Genomic DNA, 16,473 nt, shown 5'->3' with positions numbered 1-16,473 from the left:
TCCAGGGGCGTCGACCGGTGGAATCATGCTCGCACCGAGACCCTGACATCCTGTGTCAGGAATTGGGTTTCTCGACTCAGCTCGTGGACTTGTTCCCCAGTGCGGACATTCCGGCATCGAAACTCTCCAGTGCCGCGCCGACCGCCGCCGCGACGGTAACCTCGAAGATCTGATCCTCGGTCGGTCCGGCGGCGAGGAGCCGGCGGATGTCGGTGTCGGTGATCGTGTGCGAGGCGTCGCGGACCGTCGCGGCGTACGTCTGCCACGGTTCGGGAAGCGGGTCGCCCGCCGCGGCGGCGATGCGCAGAGCCGGGTCGGTGGTGGCGGGCCGATCCAGCACCGAATGGCGGAGGTTGGCCACGACATCACCACTGTCGTCGGGTTTCTCGCCATCGGCGAGCAGGAACCCGGGAAAGCGGTAGCCGAATCGGTGCAGGGAGCGGGTGCCGCTGTGCAACTGGCCTTCTCGGAGAGTGAAGCCGAACGCGTTGGCCAGGCGGTTGACGATGTTCCACACCAGGTTGACACGCAATGCCTCCAGAAGCGCCTGTTCGGGCAGGTCGGCAACTCCGGCGATGTCGGCGCGGTCCGGCGTGCGGGTTGTCGTGTCGAGGAACTCGCGGACGGCGCTCAGTGCGGGCCGTGCCGATGCGGGATCATCCGGGTCGATCTCGCCGTGGCCCGCGATGCGGGTGAGCTCGGCGTGAGTGTCGATGCAGAACGGGCAGCGGTGCAACTGCGCGGTGCACATCGCGAGGTACTCCCGTTCCGCGGCGGACCAGTACGACTGCCCGCGCATCGCGTCGGCGGTGAGCTCCAACAGCGGACGCGTGAGGAAGCCCGGTCGGTACAGCAGGAGCTTCACGATGTCGGGGCTGTCCACACGCGACATGGTGGAAGTGAGCGTGAGGAACAACTTGGTGCGTCGGGTGTGGCCGTGGTCGAGAATCGACAGTCTCATCGGGGCTCCGTCAGGTCGAGTTCGAGCAGACGTCGGGCGAGGAATCGCCGGTCTGCGGGATTGCCGGCGAGTTCGTGTGCTCGCCGGTAGGCGATTGCCGCCTCGGTGGTCCGGCCGAGGCGGCGCAGCAGGTCGGCTCGTGCCGCGTGCAGCAGGTGGTAGCGGTCGATTCCGTCGATTCCGTCGATCAGTGCCAGTCCGTCCTCCGGACCGGACGCCATGGCTATGGCGACGGCGTGGTTCAACGCCACCACCGGTGACGGATCAACCGCGAGCAACTGGGCGTAGAGGGCGGCGATCCCCGGCCAGTCCGTGTGATCAGCCGAAGCGGCCTGAGAGTGCACAGCGGCGATCGCGGCCTGCAGTTGGTACGGACCCGGTCTTCCCAGGCGTAGTGCCCGATCCAATACGCCGATCGCTTCGATGATTTCGGCGCGATCCCAGCGTGAGCGGTCGTGATCCGACAGCAGCACCACGTCACCGGCGGAGTCGTAGCGGGCGGCGCGGCGCGAGTGTTGCAGCAGCAACAACGCGACCAGTCCGAGCGCTTCCGGTTCGTCGGGCACGAGTGTGGCGAGGAGCTTGGCGAGCCTGATCGCTTCCTCGCACAGCCTGCTCTGTTCGAGCTGCTCGGGGGAGGCGGTGTAACCCTGGGTGAAAATCAGGTACACGACCGCCAGGACCCCGGCAACCCGATCGGACAGCTGGTGATCGGTGGGGACCTCCAGACTGATGCCGGCATCGCGGATCTTGCGTTTCGCCCGCACCAAGCGCTGCGCCAGAGCCGGCTCCCCTATCAGAAACATGCGGGCGATCTGCCCGGCGGTCAGCCCGGCCACGGCCTGCAAGGTCAGGGCGACCCGCGCGTCCTCCGCCAGAGCGGGGTGGCAGCACGCGAAGATCAGGCTCAGCCGCTCGTCACCCAGGCGCAGCAGGCTGTCCTCCCCGATGTCTGTCATCGCCGTCACCACCCTGGACTGTTCACCCACTTGGGCGAGCTTCTCCCGGCCCAGCCGGGCCCGCCGCAGCCGGTCGATCGCGCTGTTGCGGGCCGCCGTGAGCAGCCAGGCGACAGGGTCGTTCGGTACCGTGTCGCCCCACTTGCGCATTGCCAGTGCAGAGGCATCCTGCAGGGCGTCCTCGGCGAGTTCGAAGTCGCCGAGCACGTGGATCAGGGCTGCGAGCATCCGGGCCCGGTGCTCCTGGTAGACCTGCTGCAGCCCGGGCTCGGCGTTCATTCGCCGTCGGCCGTCACATTCGCCGGACGGTGGTCGAGGCCCGGCACGCTGACGATGGGCCGCACCTCGATCGTGCCCTGCTCGGCCAACGGGCACAGGGCCGCCAGCTCCAGTGCTTCGTCCAGATTGCGGCAGTCGAGGACGTATGCGCCGCCGAGGTGTTCGTGGGTTTCAGCGAACGGGCCGTCGGTGATCAGTGTCCGACCGTCCCGAACGCTGACCGTGGTGGCGGTGTGTTCAGGCTGCAGTGGGTGCCCGGAGACGAAGACGCCGCGGCGACGGCACTCGTCGGCGAAGGCGTTCACCCGGGCCAGCGCCTCGGCGAAACCCGGATCACCCGGTTCGGGCCGCTCACAGTTGTAGATCAGCAGCATGTACTGCACAGGTCCTCCTCTCACCCGTATCAATTTCGGCTGTAGAGAATGACGAACAGACCAACCCTATCTCGACGTTTTCGGCCACATCGATTTTGGCGTCGACACCTTCGGTGGCCCCTTGTCCGGTGAAGAATCACAGGAAGGATCGTCCCGGCCCGCGCTCGCAGCGCGCGTTCACGTCATCGGTCAGGAGGAGGGGTCGGGCTGCGTCAGCGTCGCGGTCAGGCCCGCGAGCAGGATGTCGACTCCACGTTCGAGTTCGGCGGCGCCGTCGTAGGACGCCAGCACCGGTGCCAGGCCCCGGAGAAGGGGGAACTCGCCGATCGGCAGGCGGTGAAGGCCGAGGCGCAGAAGGTCGTCGGACTCGTCGGGACGCTCGACGAGTTCCTGCAGCTCGTTGAGGACGTGGCCGTAGAGGAAGCCGAACAACGCCCGATAGACGTGCAAGGCATCGGCGTCGGTGAAACCCGCCTTGGTGAGCAGGGTCAGGATGTTCTCGAGGGGACGCAGGGTGCCGAGTGGCCTGAGCCCGAGCGGCGTCGACAGCGGCCGGGTGACCAGTAGCGGTACCACCTGAGGATGGGCGAGTGCCAACCGGCGGAAACCCCGCGCGACCTCCCGTAGCTGGGTGGCCCAGTCGCCATCGTCGGTATCGACCTCGAGTTCTTCGAGGACAAGCTCGGCGACCCCGTCGAGCAGTGCGGCCTTGTTCGGGGCGTGGCGGTACAGCGTCATCGGGTCGCGGCCGAGTGCTTTACCGAGGCGGCGCATGGACAGCCCGTCGATTCCGTCTCGGTCGATGATCTCGAGCGCGCAGCCGAGTATCCGCTCACGGGTGATCGGGCCACCGTCGGAGTGGATCGAACGACGCTCGGGCACCTTCGCCATCACGACACCTTCCCTCCCTCCTACTGTAGGCCTAAACCGTAGATCTACAGTGTTGACAGGTGGCGAAATGCGGCGTTGACTTAGTAAGTGCAACGTAGGCCGTAGGAGGCCTCATGATCGTCCGAGATCGTCGGAGTCGCAGGCGTGTTGAACTCCGGTATCGACGCACATCGGCCGCCTCCCTGCGTCCGCGCCGGCCGGCACCCAAGAGATGAGAAGCATCGCCATGAGCATCGGGAAGAAGATCCGGCACAAGGCTGAAACCGCTGAAGGCGCCGCCAAGAAGACCGTCGGGAAGGCGCTCGGAAACGAGCGCATGGAGGCCGAGGGACGCTCACAGGAAGCCAAGGGCAAGATGAAGCAAGCCGGCGACCAGGCCAAGCAGGCAGGGCAGAAGATCAAGAGCATTTTCAAACACTGACCCGCACTGCACACCTGCCCGACAACTCAACCCCGTCCCGAAATCAGGCCGTCATCATGATCATTCTCGGAATCATCCTCGCCATAATCGGCTTGGTCGTCAGCGTCCCAGTGCTCCTGTACATCGGGATTGCGCTCATCATCATCGGAGTGGTCCTCGAGGTCATGGGCATGGCCGGGCACGCGGTCGCGGGCCGACGCCACTACTACTGACGCACAGCCGATCCGGGGTGGTTCCGGAGTCTGGAGTCGACCATGGCGATATCCGACATCAAGGAATACGCGCACCTCACCGCAGAGGACGTCGAGGCACTCAGTGCCGAACTCGACGCCATCAGGCGGGACATCACCGATTCACTCGGCGAGCGCGACGCCACCTACATCCACCGAACGATCGCCTTCCAGCGCGCGCTGGATGCCGCTGCGCGGCTGGTGATCCACACAAGCCGGGCGCGAGCCGGGTGGGTCCTCGGGACCACGGCTCTCGCGGTGGCCAAGAGCGTGGAGAACATGGAGATCGGGCACAACGTGTCCCACGGCCAGTGGGACTGGATGAACGACCCGGAAATCCACTCCAGCAGCTGGGAATGGGACATGGCGGGCCTGTCGTCCCAGTGGCAGTACTCCCACAACTATCGCCACCACGTGTTCAGCAACGTGGTCGGGATGGACGATGACCTCGGATTCGGGGTCATCCGCATCACCCGCGACCAGCCGTGGAAGCCGGACAATCTGCTGCAACCGCTGCGGAACCTGTTGTTGGCGGCCACGTTCGAATGGGGAATCGCTCTGCATGGGCTGTATTCCGAGCAGGAGCGCGCCGGCACCGCCGCCGAGAAATCTGCCCACACAAGAGCCCTGCTCGGCAAGATCGTTCGGCAGACGGGCAAGGACTACGTGCTCTTTCCCGCCCTCAGCGGGCGTCGGTGGCGGCGGACGCTGAAGGCGAACCTCGCCGCCAACCTGCTGCGAAACCTGTGGGCCTATGTCGTGATCTTCTGCGGACACTTCCCGGACGGCGCCGAGAAGTTCACTCCCGCGGAACTGGAGAACGAGACCCGGGCGGAATGGTATCTACGCCAGATGCTCGGCACCGCCAACTTCCGAGCCGGCGCCGTACTGGCATTCCTCAGCGGCAACCTCTGCTACCAGATCGAGCACCACCTGTTCCCCGACCTCCCCAGCAATCGATACCCGGAAATCGCGACGCGGGTCCGCGCATTGTGCGAGAAGTACGATCTGCCCTACACCACCGGTTCGCTTGCCAAGCAATACTTTTTGACCCTGCGCACCATCCACAAGCTGGCACTCCCGGACCGGTTTCTGTCCGCGACCGCCGATGATGCTCCCGAGACCGCGTCCGAACTGAAATTCCGCACAGCATCCACCACGCCCGCCGACGGAAGCACCGGGCGTCGCGCGGGTCTCCGCACCGCGCTGCGCGCGGACCAGCGTTGAGCTCTCGACGAATGCGTGCGCCCTGCCCTTCGCCCTCGTACGGGAAGAAGAGGTCGGCGTCCATGGACCGGCATCGCGCGTGCATCCGCCAATCCCAGTCCGATGCGGAGGATGCGACCTGCTGGAGTTCGAACCTGCGCTGAGACAGCCTGCTCGCCTTCTTTCGTGAGAAACGGTATTCGCTCGACGGGAGGTCGTGGTGATCGATGGGGCACCTTCCGGCCATTCGTTCTGTGAAAGGACTGTAAATACGGCCATTAGGTCCAGCGACGCTTCCGATCTCGTCCTGAGGCCTTGAACAGCAAAAATAGGAGCAATACGGGCCAAATCGCGGCACCGAATGCGGGTGGATGTCAACGCGGAGACTTGACCGAAGCGTACATATCAGAGAATATGGCCGTACAAATTTTGTGCGAGTGCGAGGTGGAGTGATGGGCAAGCTGAACGAGGAAGAGGCGTACCTGGTCGAGACGGTGCGCGCCTTCATCGACCGCGACGTGAAGCCGACGGTGCAGGCGGTGGAACACGCCAACGAGTACCCCGAGAAGTGGATCGAGCAGATGAAGCAGATCGGGATCTACGGTCTGGCGGTCCCGGAGGAGTACGGCGGATCACCGGTGTCGATGCCCTGTTACGCGCAGGTGACCCAGGAACTGGCCCGCGGGTGGATGAGCCTGGCCGGGGCGATGGGCGGGCACACCGTCGTCGCGAAGCTGCTGTCGCTATACGGCACCGAGGAGCAGAAGCAGCAGTACCTACCGAAGATGGCGACCGGCGAGATCCGGGCCACGATGGCGCTGACCGAGCCCGGCGGCGGGTCGGATCTGCAGGCGATGTCCACCAACGCCAAGACCGACGGCGACGACCTGGTGATCACCGGTTCGAAGACGTGGATCTCCAACGCGCGGCGGTCCGGCCTGATCGCGCTGCTGTGCAAGACCGACCCGCAGGCGAGCCCCAAGCACAAGGGCATCTCGATCGTCCTGGTCGAGCACGGTCCCGGCCTGACGGTGTCGCGGGATCTGCCCAAGCTCGGCTACAAGGGCGTCGAGACCTGTGAGCTGTCGTTCGACGGTTACCGCACCCCCGCCACAGCGATCCTCGGCGGCACCCCCGGCAAGGGGTTCGCGCAGATGATGAAGGGCCTCGAGACCGGACGCATCCAGGTGGCCTGCCGGGCCCTCGGTGTGGCCACGGCGGCGCTCGAGGATTCCCTCGCGTATGCGCAGCAGCGGGAGAGCTTCGGGAAGCCGATCTGGAAGCACCAGTCGATCGGCAACTATCTCGCGGACATGGCGACCAAGCTGACCGCCGCCCGGCAGCTGACCTGGCACGCGGCCGAGCAGTACGACAGCGGCGAGCGGTGCGACATGGAGGCCGGGATGGCCAAGCTGTACGCGTCCGAGGTGGCGATGGACATCGCCCTCAACGCGGTCCGGATCCACGGTGGCTACGGTTATTCCACCGAATACGACGTCGAGCGGTACTTCCGCGACGCCCCGCTGATGATCGTCGGCGAGGGCACCAACGAGATCCAGCGCAACGTCATCGTCTCGCAACTCGTATCGCGCGGCGGGCTCTGATTCGCGCGACTAGTTGTCCGGCTTCCAGTGAGCGGACGGCCACTCACCGCGCTCGACGGCGTCACGCATCTGGCGGACGAGCAGATCGGCCACCGCGTGGACGGCAGGCGGGATCCGGGGGGGCGCTCGGCAACGCGAGCACGACGGTGCGCTCGACCGCCGGGGAATGGAGCGGCGCCGCACTGAGCAGGCCGCTTGCGACATCACCGGCAACGGCGATGCCCGGCAGGATCGTCCAGCCGTGACCAGCTCGCACGAGTCTCTTCTGGATGCTCACCTCGTTGGTCTCGACGACGATGTTCAGGCCGATGTCGAGTCTCGCGCACGCCTCCGCTACCAATGTCCGAATTCCGTGGGGCGCACTGGGCATCACGACCGGGTGGCTCGCGACTTCCTCGAGGGTGACCGGCCGTCCGGTGTCGAGCCCGCCGTCGGGCGGGGCCACCGCCCAGAGGTTTTCGGCCAGCAGTGCTCGCACGTTGAGCGACGACGTGGATTTCAGGTTGTAGAGCAGGCCGAGGTCGATGTCACCGGCATCGAGCCACTGCCGCACGTGTCCTGCGTAGCCGGACACTATTCGCAGCCGGACGGCGGGATGCTCCTGCAATACGGCCGCGACGAGTCGTTCGGCGAGCAGTTCGGAGGTGGAGGAAAGAAGTCCGACCGTCACGATCCCCTGCAGCACCCTCGGATTCGGGCGGATCTCGGCCCGCGCCCGCTCGAGTTCGGACAGCACCCTCCGGGCGCGCTCGAGCATGAGCCGGCCGGACTCCGTCAACTCCATTCCCGCACGGCTGCGTTCGAACAGTGCAACACCCAGTTCCTGTTCGAGCGTGTGAATTTGGCGTGTCACCGCTGGCTGGACCAAGTGGAGAAGTTCGGCTGCGCGGGTCACGCTCCCGGCGTCCGCCACCGCAACGAGCGCAGTCAACTGCTTGACGTCCACCGGACGACCCACCTTCCCGAGCTACCCGCCGTCCCACACCATCAGCAAGCGATATGCAAGAGCGACATCGATCACAACGAAGAATAGCAATGGTCAGGCAGACGATGAAGTGCGCCTCAACCCAACTCGTGAGCGAATTCTCACGGTTCGGCGAGGAAGCCGATCGCCGCGGCGCCCGCGACAGCGTGCGCTTCCTCGAAGTAGGCGTGCCGTGCACCCGGGAGCAAGAGCATGCGGGAGTTCGGGATCCGCTCGGCGAGCAAGGGGGCGTTGTCGACCGGGGACAGAAGGTCGTCGGTCCCGTGCAGGACAAGGGTCGGCGCACTGATCGACGGCAGCGCATCCCACGCGTCATGACCGTTGCTGGCCCGCAGGTGGGCGAGCTTGGCGTGCGCGGGCATGTCCGGGTCCCCGAGGGTGTTGTAGGGACCGGGATTTCGACCGATCCAGTCCCGCGTGTACATCAACTCCAGCAGGGTGCGGCGCGACCGGTCGGGATCGGGTTGCGCCAGGCTCGCTCGGACTTCGCGGCTGCGCTCCACCGCGTGCGTTCCGCCGGGCGAGGTGCAGCCGAGGATCAGGGCGCGGACACGCTCCGGGTGGCGGGCGGCGACCCATTGCGCCACCCGGCCTCCCATGGACGTGCCGTAGACGTGCGCCCTCTCGAGGTCGAGGGAGTCCAGCACGCAGATCACATCGTCGGCGAACAGTACTGTGCTGTAGTCGGTCTCGGGCTTGTCACTTGACCCGGTTCCGCGGTAGTCCACCGTGATGGTGCGGAAGTGCGTGTCGAAGTCCGCGCGGACGCGGTCCCACCAGTGGTGATTGTTGGCCTGACCGGCGAGTAGCAGCAGCGGCGTTCCGTCGCCGCTGACCTGGTACGCGATACGCGTTCCGTCGGACGCCACTGCATGGGGCACTTCCGTCCCTCAGACCGTGTCTGCCGTGTGCAGCTCGGAGATCGCGCGGTCGGTGTAGCCGAGCTCCCCCAGGATGGCGTCGGTGTGCGCGCCCAGAGCCGGAACCGGGTCGAATCGAGGTTCCACACCACTGAGGTTCGCGGGCGGCAGCAATGCCCGAACCGGGCCGCCCGGGGTAGCCACCTCACGCCAACGGTCACGTCCGGCCAGGGACGGGTGGGACAGAAAGTCCGATACGGTGCCCAGCCTGCCGTTGGCGATCGACACCTTGTCGAGCAGGGCGAGGGCGTCGTCCGTGCTGAGCAGACGCGTCCGCTCGGAGATCAGAGCATTGCATTCCTCACGGTGCGCCACCCGCGCGGAGTTGCGGCAGAAGCGCGGGTCGGTGGAGATCGACTCGTCGCCGAGCACCTCGGCGCAGAACGCGGACCATTCGCGGTCGTTCTGGATCGACAGCAGGACCGTGCCGTCGGCGGTGGGGAACGGGCCGTACGGGGCGATCGTCGCGTGTTCCGCTCCGACCCGGCTCGGCTGCCGGCCACCGTATTCGGTGTAGTAGGCGGGAGATCCCATCCATTCGCCGAGCGCCTCGAACAGAGCGACCTCCACAGCGCGGGCGGTGCCGGTGGTTGCACGCGTGTACAGCGCGGACAGGATCCCGCTGTAGGCGTACATACCGGCCGCGATGTCGGCGATCGACACACCGACCTTGGACGGGCACTCGTCGGGGCCGGTCAGCGACATCAGACCGGATTCGCCCTGGACGAGCATGTCGTAGGCTTTGCGATCCGACCAGGGCCCGGTGTTGCCGTAACCGGACACGTCGCACGGAATCAGCGCGGGGTACCGCTGCTGGAGCGACTGGGCGTCGAGGTTCATCCGGGCTGCCGCGCCGGGCGCCAGGTTCTGCACGAAGACGTCCGCTGTGGACAAGAGCTTTTCGAGGATGTCGCGGCCCTCGTCGGACTTCAGGTCCAACGTCAGAGACTCCTTGGAACGGTTGAGCCAGACGAAGTAGCTCGATTCACCGTGCACGGTCTCGTCGTAACGCCGCGCGAAGTCGCCGGCGTCGGGACGTTCCACTTTGATGACGCGGGCACCGAGGTCGGCCAGCTGCCGGGTCGCGAAGGGTGCAGCAACTGCTTGTTCGATACTCACAACGGTGATCCCCGCGAGCGGTAGGGCGGTCTGCGATGCCATGGAGCCAGCCTTCCTCGAAATGTACGGCCATTTTGCCTCTATGTAGCGACCACCGTCAATCGTGTGGATGACAGGTTTTACACGTACTTGAGGTTGTCGGCCGTACCCGGCCGCGTTCTAGCCGTGGTGGCGGCGGTACGCCTCGACCGCCCCCGGATGGCGAGGGACGCCGGCCGTCTGGATCAGTGATCGGGCGTCGAGAAACTGCGCGCCGACGGTATCGGGGGGAATCAGATCCTGGGCTCGATCGATGAGAAGGTCGACGAGGGCACCGGCCACGGCGTCGGGCAGCTGCGGCGAGGCGACGAGCAGACTGGGAACCCCCACCGTCGCGGTCTCGGCGGTGTCACCGTACGTCCGGGCAGGAACCGAAACCGGTTCGTACATGGGCCCATAGATCCTGCGCATCTCGACGTACTCGACGGACAGGTCGAGTAGCCGGATCCCACCGTCCGGACCGTGCCCCGGCCGCGGAATCGCCGCCGGGGTGGGCACGCCACCGGCCCACAGCGCGGCGGCGACCGTACCGTCGCGCAGGGAGTCGAGGACGGTGGTGAGTGACACCGGGCGCACCGTCACGTCGTCGACGGTCAGTCCGCTCGCCTCGAGGACCCGCCTTCCGGTCTGTGCGGTTCCGGAACCCGGGGAGCCGAGACTGATCGTCTGACCGCGAAGATCTTTCATCGAGCGAATGGGTGAGTGTGCGGGCACCGCGCACTGGAGATAGTTCTCGTACACCCGGCCGATGGCCAGCATCGGAGTAGCCGACTCGACGGCGGAGTCGGCCAGCGTCAGCCCGATGAGTACCTCACCCGACGCCAGCAGCGACAGGTTCTCCAGGGAACCGGTGGTGTAACGCACCGTCAACCGGAGATCCCCACCCGAGGCGGGCGGGACGTCTGCAAGCAACTCGGCGAACTCGGCCTGGAATCCGTCGCGCTCCCCGGACGCGATTTCGTATGTCCCCGTGGGCTGGGTACGTGCGCATCCCGACAGTGCGACAGCTGCGGCCACACCGCCGATGAACTGTCGCCGGCTAATCATCGTCCAGCTTCTCCACGTGCGGTTCGAGCCACAAGCGTACGCGCAGTCCGCCGGCGGGGGCCTCGTCGATGACAAGACGGCCGCCGTAGGCTGCGGTGACGACCTCGACGATGGACAGGCCGAGTCCCGTTCCGGCCTGGTCGCTGGCTCGGAAGAAGCGGCCGGTGAGCTTGTCGCGCAGCTCTTCCGGAACTCCCGGACCGTCGTCTGCCACCCACACGCACACCGGAGAGCGGTCCTGTGACGGCTCCACGACGACTCCGATCTCGATGGTCGGGTGTGGGCCTGCGTACCGGGAGGCGTTGTCGATCAGCACATCGAGCACCTGGGACAGATCGTTCTCGGCGATCGCGACCGGAACACGGTCGACGTCGGGGGCTGCGACCGTGACCAGACGCGCACCACGTTCGCGGGCCGTCACCGACCAGAAGTCGACCCGGTCGGCTACCACCGACAGTGCGTCGCAGGCCGCCTCGGACCGATCGGCCCCGAATCGCGGTGTCTCGGCCGAGGCGAGCGAGAGAAGGCTGTCGAGAATGGTCTGCAAGCGTTTGGCCTCCTCGGTCACGCTGTGATAATCCTCGCGCGCACTGTCCGGTACACCGTCGTCCAGAAGGTCGAGGCGAAATTGCAACGCCGCAAGCGGGTTCCGCAGTTGATGGGCGGTGTCGGCGATCAGGCGCTGTTGCGCGTCCGCTGCCCGCAGCACAGCCGAGGACATCACGTCGAACGAATGCGCGAGGCGACGCACCTCGGGAGGCCCGCCTGCCGCCGTGGCCGGCAGCACCGACTGCGGCGGCGCGGAAGTCTGCGGCATCCCCGTGTCGGGCATCCGGCGGATGAGTTGCACGATCCCCTTGGACAGGTTCGCGAGCGGCCCGAGTACCCACCGGCTCAAGGCGATCGCGAGGACACCGAACGCGACCAGTGCCAGCACGGCGCCGGCCGCGATCACCGCCCATTGCCGGAGGATGTCGGAGCGGGCCTCGGCGGTCGAGGCACGCAGCACGATGGTGCCGTTCACCTGAGCGCCCGACCCCACCGGCTTGACGAACAGGGCCTCGTCGTCGCTCCACGGGAACAGCCGGTCGACGGTGGACACGCGCTCGTTGCGCAGTCCGCTGCGAATCGCGGCGTCGATTCCGGGTTCGTCGCCGTCGAGGCCCACGCCGAGGGTGGGTACACCCCGCGTGGAGACCACCAGCACGCCCTCGCCGTACACGTCGTCGTACGCCTCGACCTCCCCGGCGATCCTGGCGGGGTCGCCGGTCCTGACGTACTCCTCGGCGAGGACGGCGAACCGTTGGATGTCTCCCTCGCGGCCGAGTGTGAACGCCTGCGTCCGCGAGTCCGCTGTCGCGAGCGCGAGGGGAATGGCGAAACTCGCGACCGCACAGGATCCGAGTATCGCGAGAATCAGCAGTAACCGTCGGCGCATGTCGATTCGACCCCGAGGTCAGCACACCCACCGGTAGCCGAAACCACGGATGGTGCTGATCAGCCCGGGCCGGTCCAGTTTGGCGCGCAGAGTGCCGATGTGGACGTCGAGCGAACGCGAAACCGCCACGAACGCGTCCCCCCAGACCCGATCCATCAATTGCTGACGGCTGACAGCAGCCCCCGGGTTCTCGAGCAGGATCTCGAGAAGGGAGAACTCCTTCGACGTCAGGTCCACCTCGGTGCCCGCCACGGTGACGGTGCGGGAATCGAGGTCGACGCGGACGTCTCCGGTGACCACTTCTCGTGGTGCGCCGCCTTCGCCGGCCATACTTCGCCGGCGCACCACTTCGATGCGAGCGAAGAGCTCCGACATCCGCGCCGGCTTGACCAGGTAGTCGTCGGCGCCGCCGCGCAGGCCGCGCACCACCGAACGTTCGTCGTCGCGGGCGGTCAGGATGATGACGGGGACGGCGCTGACCTGGCGCAGCTGACGCAGCACCTCGAGCCCGTCGCGGTCCGGTAACCCCAGATCGAGCAGGACGAAGTCCACCTCGCCGTGGTGCAGCAACAGTTCGGACCCGAACTTCATCCGCACAGGCTGGTGCGCCTGCCGGGTCAGTCCCGCAACGAGTGCGTTGCCGACGCCGTCGTCGTCTTCGACCACCGCGATGCGCATAACCGGCATTGTCCCCCGGCCGCGGTGCGCCGGGGGAACAATGCCGGGGGACGAGGGATCAGACACGCTCGAGTCGGCGGTCGTCGCGGTCTTCCTCGCGTCCGTCGCGGACGGGATTCTCCGTCTCGGGATCGAGGGTGGTGCCGCCCTTGCCCTTGGCCATGAACAGCGCGGCGACCAGGGTCAGTGCCGAGCAACCGACGACGTAGTAGAAGAACGCCGATTCATGTCCGGCCTGCTTGAGAGCGAGCGCGAGAGGCTCGGCCGTGCCACTGAACAGGGCGGCGGTGATCGCGTGCGGCAGGCCGACACCGAGCGCGCGGACCTTCGTCGGGAACAGCTCCGCCTTGACGATCGCGCTCAGCGCGCTGTAGGCGGTCACGATGACCAGTCCGGTCATCATCAGGCCGAACGCGACGAACGCATTGGTGGTGTTGCCGAGAACGGTCAGGATCGGGACGGTCAGCACGGTCGAGCCGACACCGAAGAACAGCATGACCTTGCGGCGACCGATGCGGTCGGAGATCAGTCCGGCCACGGGCTGCAACAGCATGTAGATGAACAGTGCGGCGAAGTTGATCCACGCCACCGTTTCCGGGGCGATCCCCGAGGTGTTGATCATGTACTTCTGCAGGTACGTGGTGTACGTGTAGAACGCGACGGTGCCGCCGATCGCGAGGCCGAACACCATCGCGAGTTGCTTAGGGTACTGCAGCAGCAGTCGCAGGGTGCCGCGCTTGGCCGACGGCTTCGTGCCGGATGCCTTCTCGGCAGCGATCTGGGCCGCTTCCTCCTTGTACTGATCCGACTCGTCCATCCCACGACGGAAGAGCATCACGGTCACGGCGGCGACAGCGCCGATCACGAACGGAATGCGCCAACCCCAGGCCTGCATCTCGTCGATGGTCAGAAGCTGCAGCAGGATGATCTGGACACCGAGCGCCGCGAGCTGACCCAGAATGATCGACACGTACTGGAAGCTCGAGTAGAAGCCGCGTCGACCCGGCGTCGCGACCTCGGAGAGATACGTGGCGCTGGAGGCGAATTCGCCTCCCACGGAGAGTCCCTGGATCAGTCGCGCCATCACCAGCAGCGCCGGCGCGAGCATGCCGATCGCCTCGAAACTCGGTGTCGCAGCGATGATCAGCGATCCCGCGGCCATCATCAGCACCGACAACGTCAGAGCGTTCTTGCGCCCGTACCGGTCCGCGTATCGGCCCAAGATGTACCCACCGATCGGGCGCATCAGGAATCCGACCGCGAAAACCAGTGCGGTGGAGAGAAGCTGGGCAGTCGTGCTGCTCTGCGGGAAGAAGGACGCCGCGAAGAACACGCTGAACGCTGCATAGACGAACCAGTCGTACCACTCGACGAGGTTGCCGATGCAGCCGCGAACCACGTTCGCAACAACCCGCCTCTCGCCGGTCGACGACGCTGGGTTCGAAGTCGTGTGTCGCATGATGTTCCTTCCTCAACTGCTGTGATGATGCATAGTCACTGACACCAATGTGGTCGCCGCCACAGCGAGAGGGAAGGGGTGAGCCGCTTTCCTTACATTCGCTTTAGACGGCACTGCTGCGGGTCGCTCGGAGCCCGGCCGAGGGCGAATCTCATCGACATCGGCTATGCGACCGTGCCACGCACGTTGTCGCCGACGTCAGCGCAGAGGGCTACCGAGATCGGAAGCCGAACTCATGGCCAGCGGGGGCGCAGGCGGCACAAATTCCGGTGTTCGGCGGATGAAGTCGGAGATACGGCTCCACATTTCCGGAGGGTTCGAGTACATCGGAAAATGTCCACTGTCCGTAATTTCGGCGACCTCCACACCATGGGTAGCCAGGTGTTCCAAATAGGACAACGATGCGTTCTGCTGTCCATACATGAACATCTTGGGCGCGGGTATCGCCAGGAAGCGGTTCATCAGATCGCCCTGGTCGGAGAGTTCCACCATCGACTCGAAGATTCCACGCACGGCAGCGGCCCGGACCTTGTGCCGCAGACTGGCGGAATACAGAGCGCTCGAGAAGTACCGCGAATTCCAGGCTCGGTCGATGAATCCGGCCAAGAAGCCTTCTGGGTCGTCGTTGGGATGGTTGATGATCTGGCGACTGAGAAAACAGTCCTCGGGTGCCACGTTCCCTTCGATGTCGATGAAGGAGGCGATCCGGTCGGGGTGTTCGTCACCCAGGATCAGTGCCGTCAGACCGCCCATCGAATGCCCGATGACGTGAAAGCGGTCGATCTCGAGTTCCTCCAGCACCCGTAGCGCCGTGGCAACGAGAAACGGAATGGAAATTCGTGAAAGGTCGGCGCAGTCGGTTTCACCGCAACCTGGAGCGTCGTAGGCGAGAATCGGATGCTCGGTGAGTTCCGCCCTCTGCATCACGTCTGCATAGTCTTCTTTTGTGGAGCCGAACCCGTGAAGGAAGACCAGAGGGACCCCGGTTCCCTCACGGAACATCGCCGAGATCTCGACTTGGACGCCGTCGATTACGAGCGGTAGTCGAAACTTGTTCATTCTCTTCAATTCTGTCACGCGGAATGTCTCCTGCTATCGGTATTCAGTGGGAGTACGCACTCTGACGGCCCGACATCGCCGGAACGTGGATGCCACGCTTCGGCACCATTTCGACGAGATCCCTGCGCCTGAAGCAAACGCTCGGCATTCGCCGCCCAGGTTGTTGCCGCGCCGGCCCTGCCTGCGCGGCCACTCGTTCAACTACTCGATCCCGGCTGCGCGCCGTGACCGGTCGTCCCACTTGGGGTCGACGCCCGCCGTGTGCGGTCCGTGTCCCTTGCGATACACCATGAGGGTCCGTTCGAAGGTGATGACGATGGTGCCGTCCTGGTTGTAGCCGATAGTGCGCACGGTGACGATGCCGATGTCCTTGTGGGACGAGGACTCTCGTTTGGTAAGGACCTCCGATTGGGAGTAGATGGTGTCGCCCTCGAACACCGGATTCGGCAGGCGCACCCGGTCCCAACCGAGGTTGGCGTGCACGTGCTGGGAGATGTCGGTGACGCTCTGCCCGGTGACGAGGGCAAGGGTGAAGGTGGAGTCGACGAGCGGCTTACCCCACGTCGTCTGACTCGAATAGTGCGCGTCGAAGTGGATCGGCGCCGTGTTCTGGGTGAGAAGCGTCATCCACGAGTTGTCGACCGGCAGCACCGTGCGGCCGAGTGGGTGCCGGTACACGTCTCCGATCTCGAAGTCTTCGAAGTAGCGGCCGGGCCAGCCGGTGACCGGGGGCGCCGACTGCTCGACCTGGGTTTCGCTGCTGCTCAAGGTAGTTCTCCTTCGGTAGTTCGTCGCCGACGACGC

General features: G+C 65.7%; 17 protein-coding genes. 4 read left to right on the top strand and 13 right to left on the bottom strand.

Annotation, left to right across the window (positions count from 1 at the left end; all coding sequences use genetic code 11):
- Window positions 1-76 precede the first annotated feature (76 nt).
- The 4 genes from OYT95_RS21310 to OYT95_RS21295 all read right to left on the bottom strand — a co-directional run bounded on the left by OYT95_RS21310 (window position 77) and on the right by OYT95_RS21295 (window position 3,464).
- The gene (locus tag OYT95_RS21310; protein WP_268788954.1) at window positions 77-961 is read right to left on the bottom strand and encodes a hypothetical protein; all 885 of its coding nucleotides are present in this window, start codon (window positions 959-961) and stop codon (window positions 77-79) included.
- Window positions 958-2,199 (bottom strand): RNA polymerase sigma factor, encoded by a 1,242-nt coding sequence (locus tag OYT95_RS21305; RefSeq protein WP_268788953.1) that lies wholly within the window; start codon window positions 2,197-2,199, stop codon window positions 958-960. The genes OYT95_RS21310 and OYT95_RS21305 overlap by 4 nt, the downstream gene beginning before the upstream one ends.
- A complete protein-coding gene (locus tag OYT95_RS21300) occupies window positions 2,196-2,573 on the bottom strand; it encodes a YciI family protein (RefSeq protein WP_235214757.1) in 378 nt (125 codons plus the stop codon). The genes OYT95_RS21305 and OYT95_RS21300 overlap by 4 nt, the downstream gene beginning before the upstream one ends.
- Window positions 2,574-2,762: 189 nt before the next feature.
- On the bottom strand, window positions 2,763-3,464 hold the full coding sequence (locus OYT95_RS21295; protein WP_037242837.1) for a TetR/AcrR family transcriptional regulator C-terminal domain-containing protein: 702 nt from the start codon (window positions 3,462-3,464) through the stop codon (window positions 2,763-2,765).
- A 226-nt stretch (window positions 3,465-3,690) separates the two neighbouring features.
- Between OYT95_RS21295 and OYT95_RS21290 the strand changes: the two genes are divergently transcribed.
- From OYT95_RS21290 to OYT95_RS21275, 4 genes are all read left to right on the top strand, one after another.
- Window positions 3,691-3,885, top strand: a complete 195-nt coding sequence (locus OYT95_RS21290; protein ID WP_037242839.1) for a CsbD family protein — start codon at window positions 3,691-3,693, stop codon at window positions 3,883-3,885.
- Between the two features lie 56 nt (window positions 3,886-3,941).
- Window positions 3,942-4,097 carry a DUF6131 family protein gene (locus OYT95_RS21285; protein ID WP_167344071.1) on the top strand — a complete coding sequence of 52 codons (156 nt, stop codon included), beginning with the start codon at window positions 3,942-3,944 and terminating at the stop codon, window positions 4,095-4,097.
- 42 nt (window positions 4,098-4,139) lie between these two features.
- Entirely contained in the window at window positions 4,140-5,342 is a 1,203-nt protein-coding gene (locus tag OYT95_RS21280) for a fatty acid desaturase family protein (protein ID WP_268788952.1), read from the top strand.
- A 431-nt stretch (window positions 5,343-5,773) separates the two neighbouring features.
- Window positions 5,774-6,925: an acyl-CoA dehydrogenase family protein gene (locus OYT95_RS21275; RefSeq protein WP_268788951.1), complete on the top strand. Its 1,152-nt coding sequence runs from the start codon at window positions 5,774-5,776 to the stop codon at window positions 6,923-6,925.
- 61 nt (window positions 6,926-6,986) lie between these two features.
- Here OYT95_RS21275 and OYT95_RS21270 read toward each other — a convergent pair whose 3' ends face one another.
- The 9 genes from OYT95_RS21270 to OYT95_RS21230 all read right to left on the bottom strand — a co-directional run bounded on the left by OYT95_RS21270 (window position 6,987) and on the right by OYT95_RS21230 (window position 16,437).
- A complete protein-coding gene (locus tag OYT95_RS21270; RefSeq protein WP_268788950.1) occupies window positions 6,987-7,871 on the bottom strand; it encodes a LysR substrate-binding domain-containing protein in 885 nt (294 codons plus the stop codon).
- Between the two features lie 140 nt (window positions 7,872-8,011).
- Window positions 8,012-8,791 (bottom strand): alpha/beta fold hydrolase, encoded by a 780-nt coding sequence (locus OYT95_RS21265; RefSeq protein WP_268788949.1) that lies wholly within the window; start codon window positions 8,789-8,791, stop codon window positions 8,012-8,014.
- Between the two features lie 9 nt (window positions 8,792-8,800).
- Entirely contained in the window at window positions 8,801-9,991 is a 1,191-nt protein-coding gene (locus OYT95_RS21260) for a CaiB/BaiF CoA transferase family protein (RefSeq protein ID WP_268788948.1), read from the bottom strand.
- Window positions 9,992-10,108: 117 nt separating this feature from the next.
- A complete protein-coding gene (locus tag OYT95_RS21255; protein ID WP_268788947.1) occupies window positions 10,109-11,035 on the bottom strand; it encodes a TAXI family TRAP transporter solute-binding subunit in 927 nt (308 codons plus the stop codon).
- Window positions 11,028-12,473, bottom strand: a complete 1,446-nt coding sequence (locus OYT95_RS21250; protein ID WP_037242852.1) for a sensor histidine kinase — start codon at window positions 12,471-12,473, stop codon at window positions 11,028-11,030. Before OYT95_RS21250 ends, OYT95_RS21255 begins: the two co-directional genes overlap by 8 nt.
- Before the next feature lie 18 nt (window positions 12,474-12,491).
- The gene (locus OYT95_RS21245; protein WP_268788946.1) at window positions 12,492-13,151 is read right to left on the bottom strand and encodes a response regulator transcription factor; all 660 of its coding nucleotides are present in this window, start codon (window positions 13,149-13,151) and stop codon (window positions 12,492-12,494) included.
- Window positions 13,152-13,209: 58 nt separating this feature from the next.
- Window positions 13,210-14,610, bottom strand: a complete 1,401-nt coding sequence (locus tag OYT95_RS21240; RefSeq protein ID WP_268788945.1) for an MFS transporter — start codon at window positions 14,608-14,610, stop codon at window positions 13,210-13,212.
- Between the two features lie 198 nt (window positions 14,611-14,808).
- On the bottom strand, window positions 14,809-15,687 hold the full coding sequence (locus OYT95_RS21235) for an alpha/beta fold hydrolase (protein ID WP_268788944.1): 879 nt from the start codon (window positions 15,685-15,687) through the stop codon (window positions 14,809-14,811).
- A gap of 183 nt (window positions 15,688-15,870) precedes the next feature.
- Entirely contained in the window at window positions 15,871-16,437 is a 567-nt protein-coding gene (locus OYT95_RS21230) for a MaoC family dehydratase (RefSeq protein WP_037242855.1), read from the bottom strand.
- Window positions 16,438-16,473 lie beyond the last annotated feature (36 nt).

The organism is Rhodococcus sp. JS3073 (genome assembly GCF_026810085.1).
GTDB classification, from domain to species: Bacteria; Actinomycetota; Actinomycetes; order Mycobacteriales; family Mycobacteriaceae; genus Rhodococcus_F; species Rhodococcus_F wratislaviensis.
The sequence above is the reverse complement of the archived record's forward strand: the minus strand, read 5'-3'. Positions and strand labels throughout refer to the sequence as shown.

Bases quoted from the DNA above. Each gene is read 5' to 3' on its own strand.
- OYT95_RS21290 (WP_037242839.1), top strand. From the start codon at position 3,691: ATGAGCATCGGGAAGAAGATCCGGCACAAGGCTGAAACCGCTGAAGGC.
- OYT95_RS21295 (WP_037242837.1), bottom strand. From the start codon at position 3,464: ATGGCGAAGGTGCCCGAGCGTCGTTCGATCCACTCCGACGGTGGCCCG.
- OYT95_RS21245 (WP_268788946.1), bottom strand. From the start codon at position 13,151: ATGCGCATCGCGGTGGTCGAAGACGACGACGGCGTCGGCAACGCACTC.
- OYT95_RS21240 (WP_268788945.1), bottom strand. From the start codon at position 14,610: ATGCGACACACGACTTCGAACCCAGCGTCGTCGACCGGCGAGAGGCGG.
- OYT95_RS21275 (WP_268788951.1), top strand. From the start codon at position 5,774: ATGGGCAAGCTGAACGAGGAAGAGGCGTACCTGGTCGAGACGGTGCGC.
- OYT95_RS21260 (WP_268788948.1), bottom strand. From the start codon at position 9,991: ATGGCATCGCAGACCGCCCTACCGCTCGCGGGGATCACCGTTGTGAGT.
- OYT95_RS21250 (WP_037242852.1), bottom strand. From the start codon at position 12,473: ATGCGCCGACGGTTACTGCTGATTCTCGCGATACTCGGATCCTGTGCG.
- OYT95_RS21305 (WP_268788953.1), bottom strand. From the start codon at position 2,199: ATGAACGCCGAGCCCGGGCTGCAGCAGGTCTACCAGGAGCACCGGGCC.
- OYT95_RS21310 (WP_268788954.1), bottom strand. From the start codon at position 961: ATGAGACTGTCGATTCTCGACCACGGCCACACCCGACGCACCAAGTTG.
- OYT95_RS21300 (WP_235214757.1), bottom strand. From the start codon at position 2,573: ATGCTGCTGATCTACAACTGTGAGCGGCCCGAACCGGGTGATCCGGGT.
- OYT95_RS21280 (WP_268788952.1), top strand. From the start codon at position 4,140: ATGGCGATATCCGACATCAAGGAATACGCGCACCTCACCGCAGAGGAC.
- OYT95_RS21285 (WP_167344071.1), top strand. From the start codon at position 3,942: ATGATCATTCTCGGAATCATCCTCGCCATAATCGGCTTGGTCGTCAGC.
- OYT95_RS21255 (WP_268788947.1), bottom strand. From the start codon at position 11,035: ATGATTAGCCGGCGACAGTTCATCGGCGGTGTGGCCGCAGCTGTCGCA.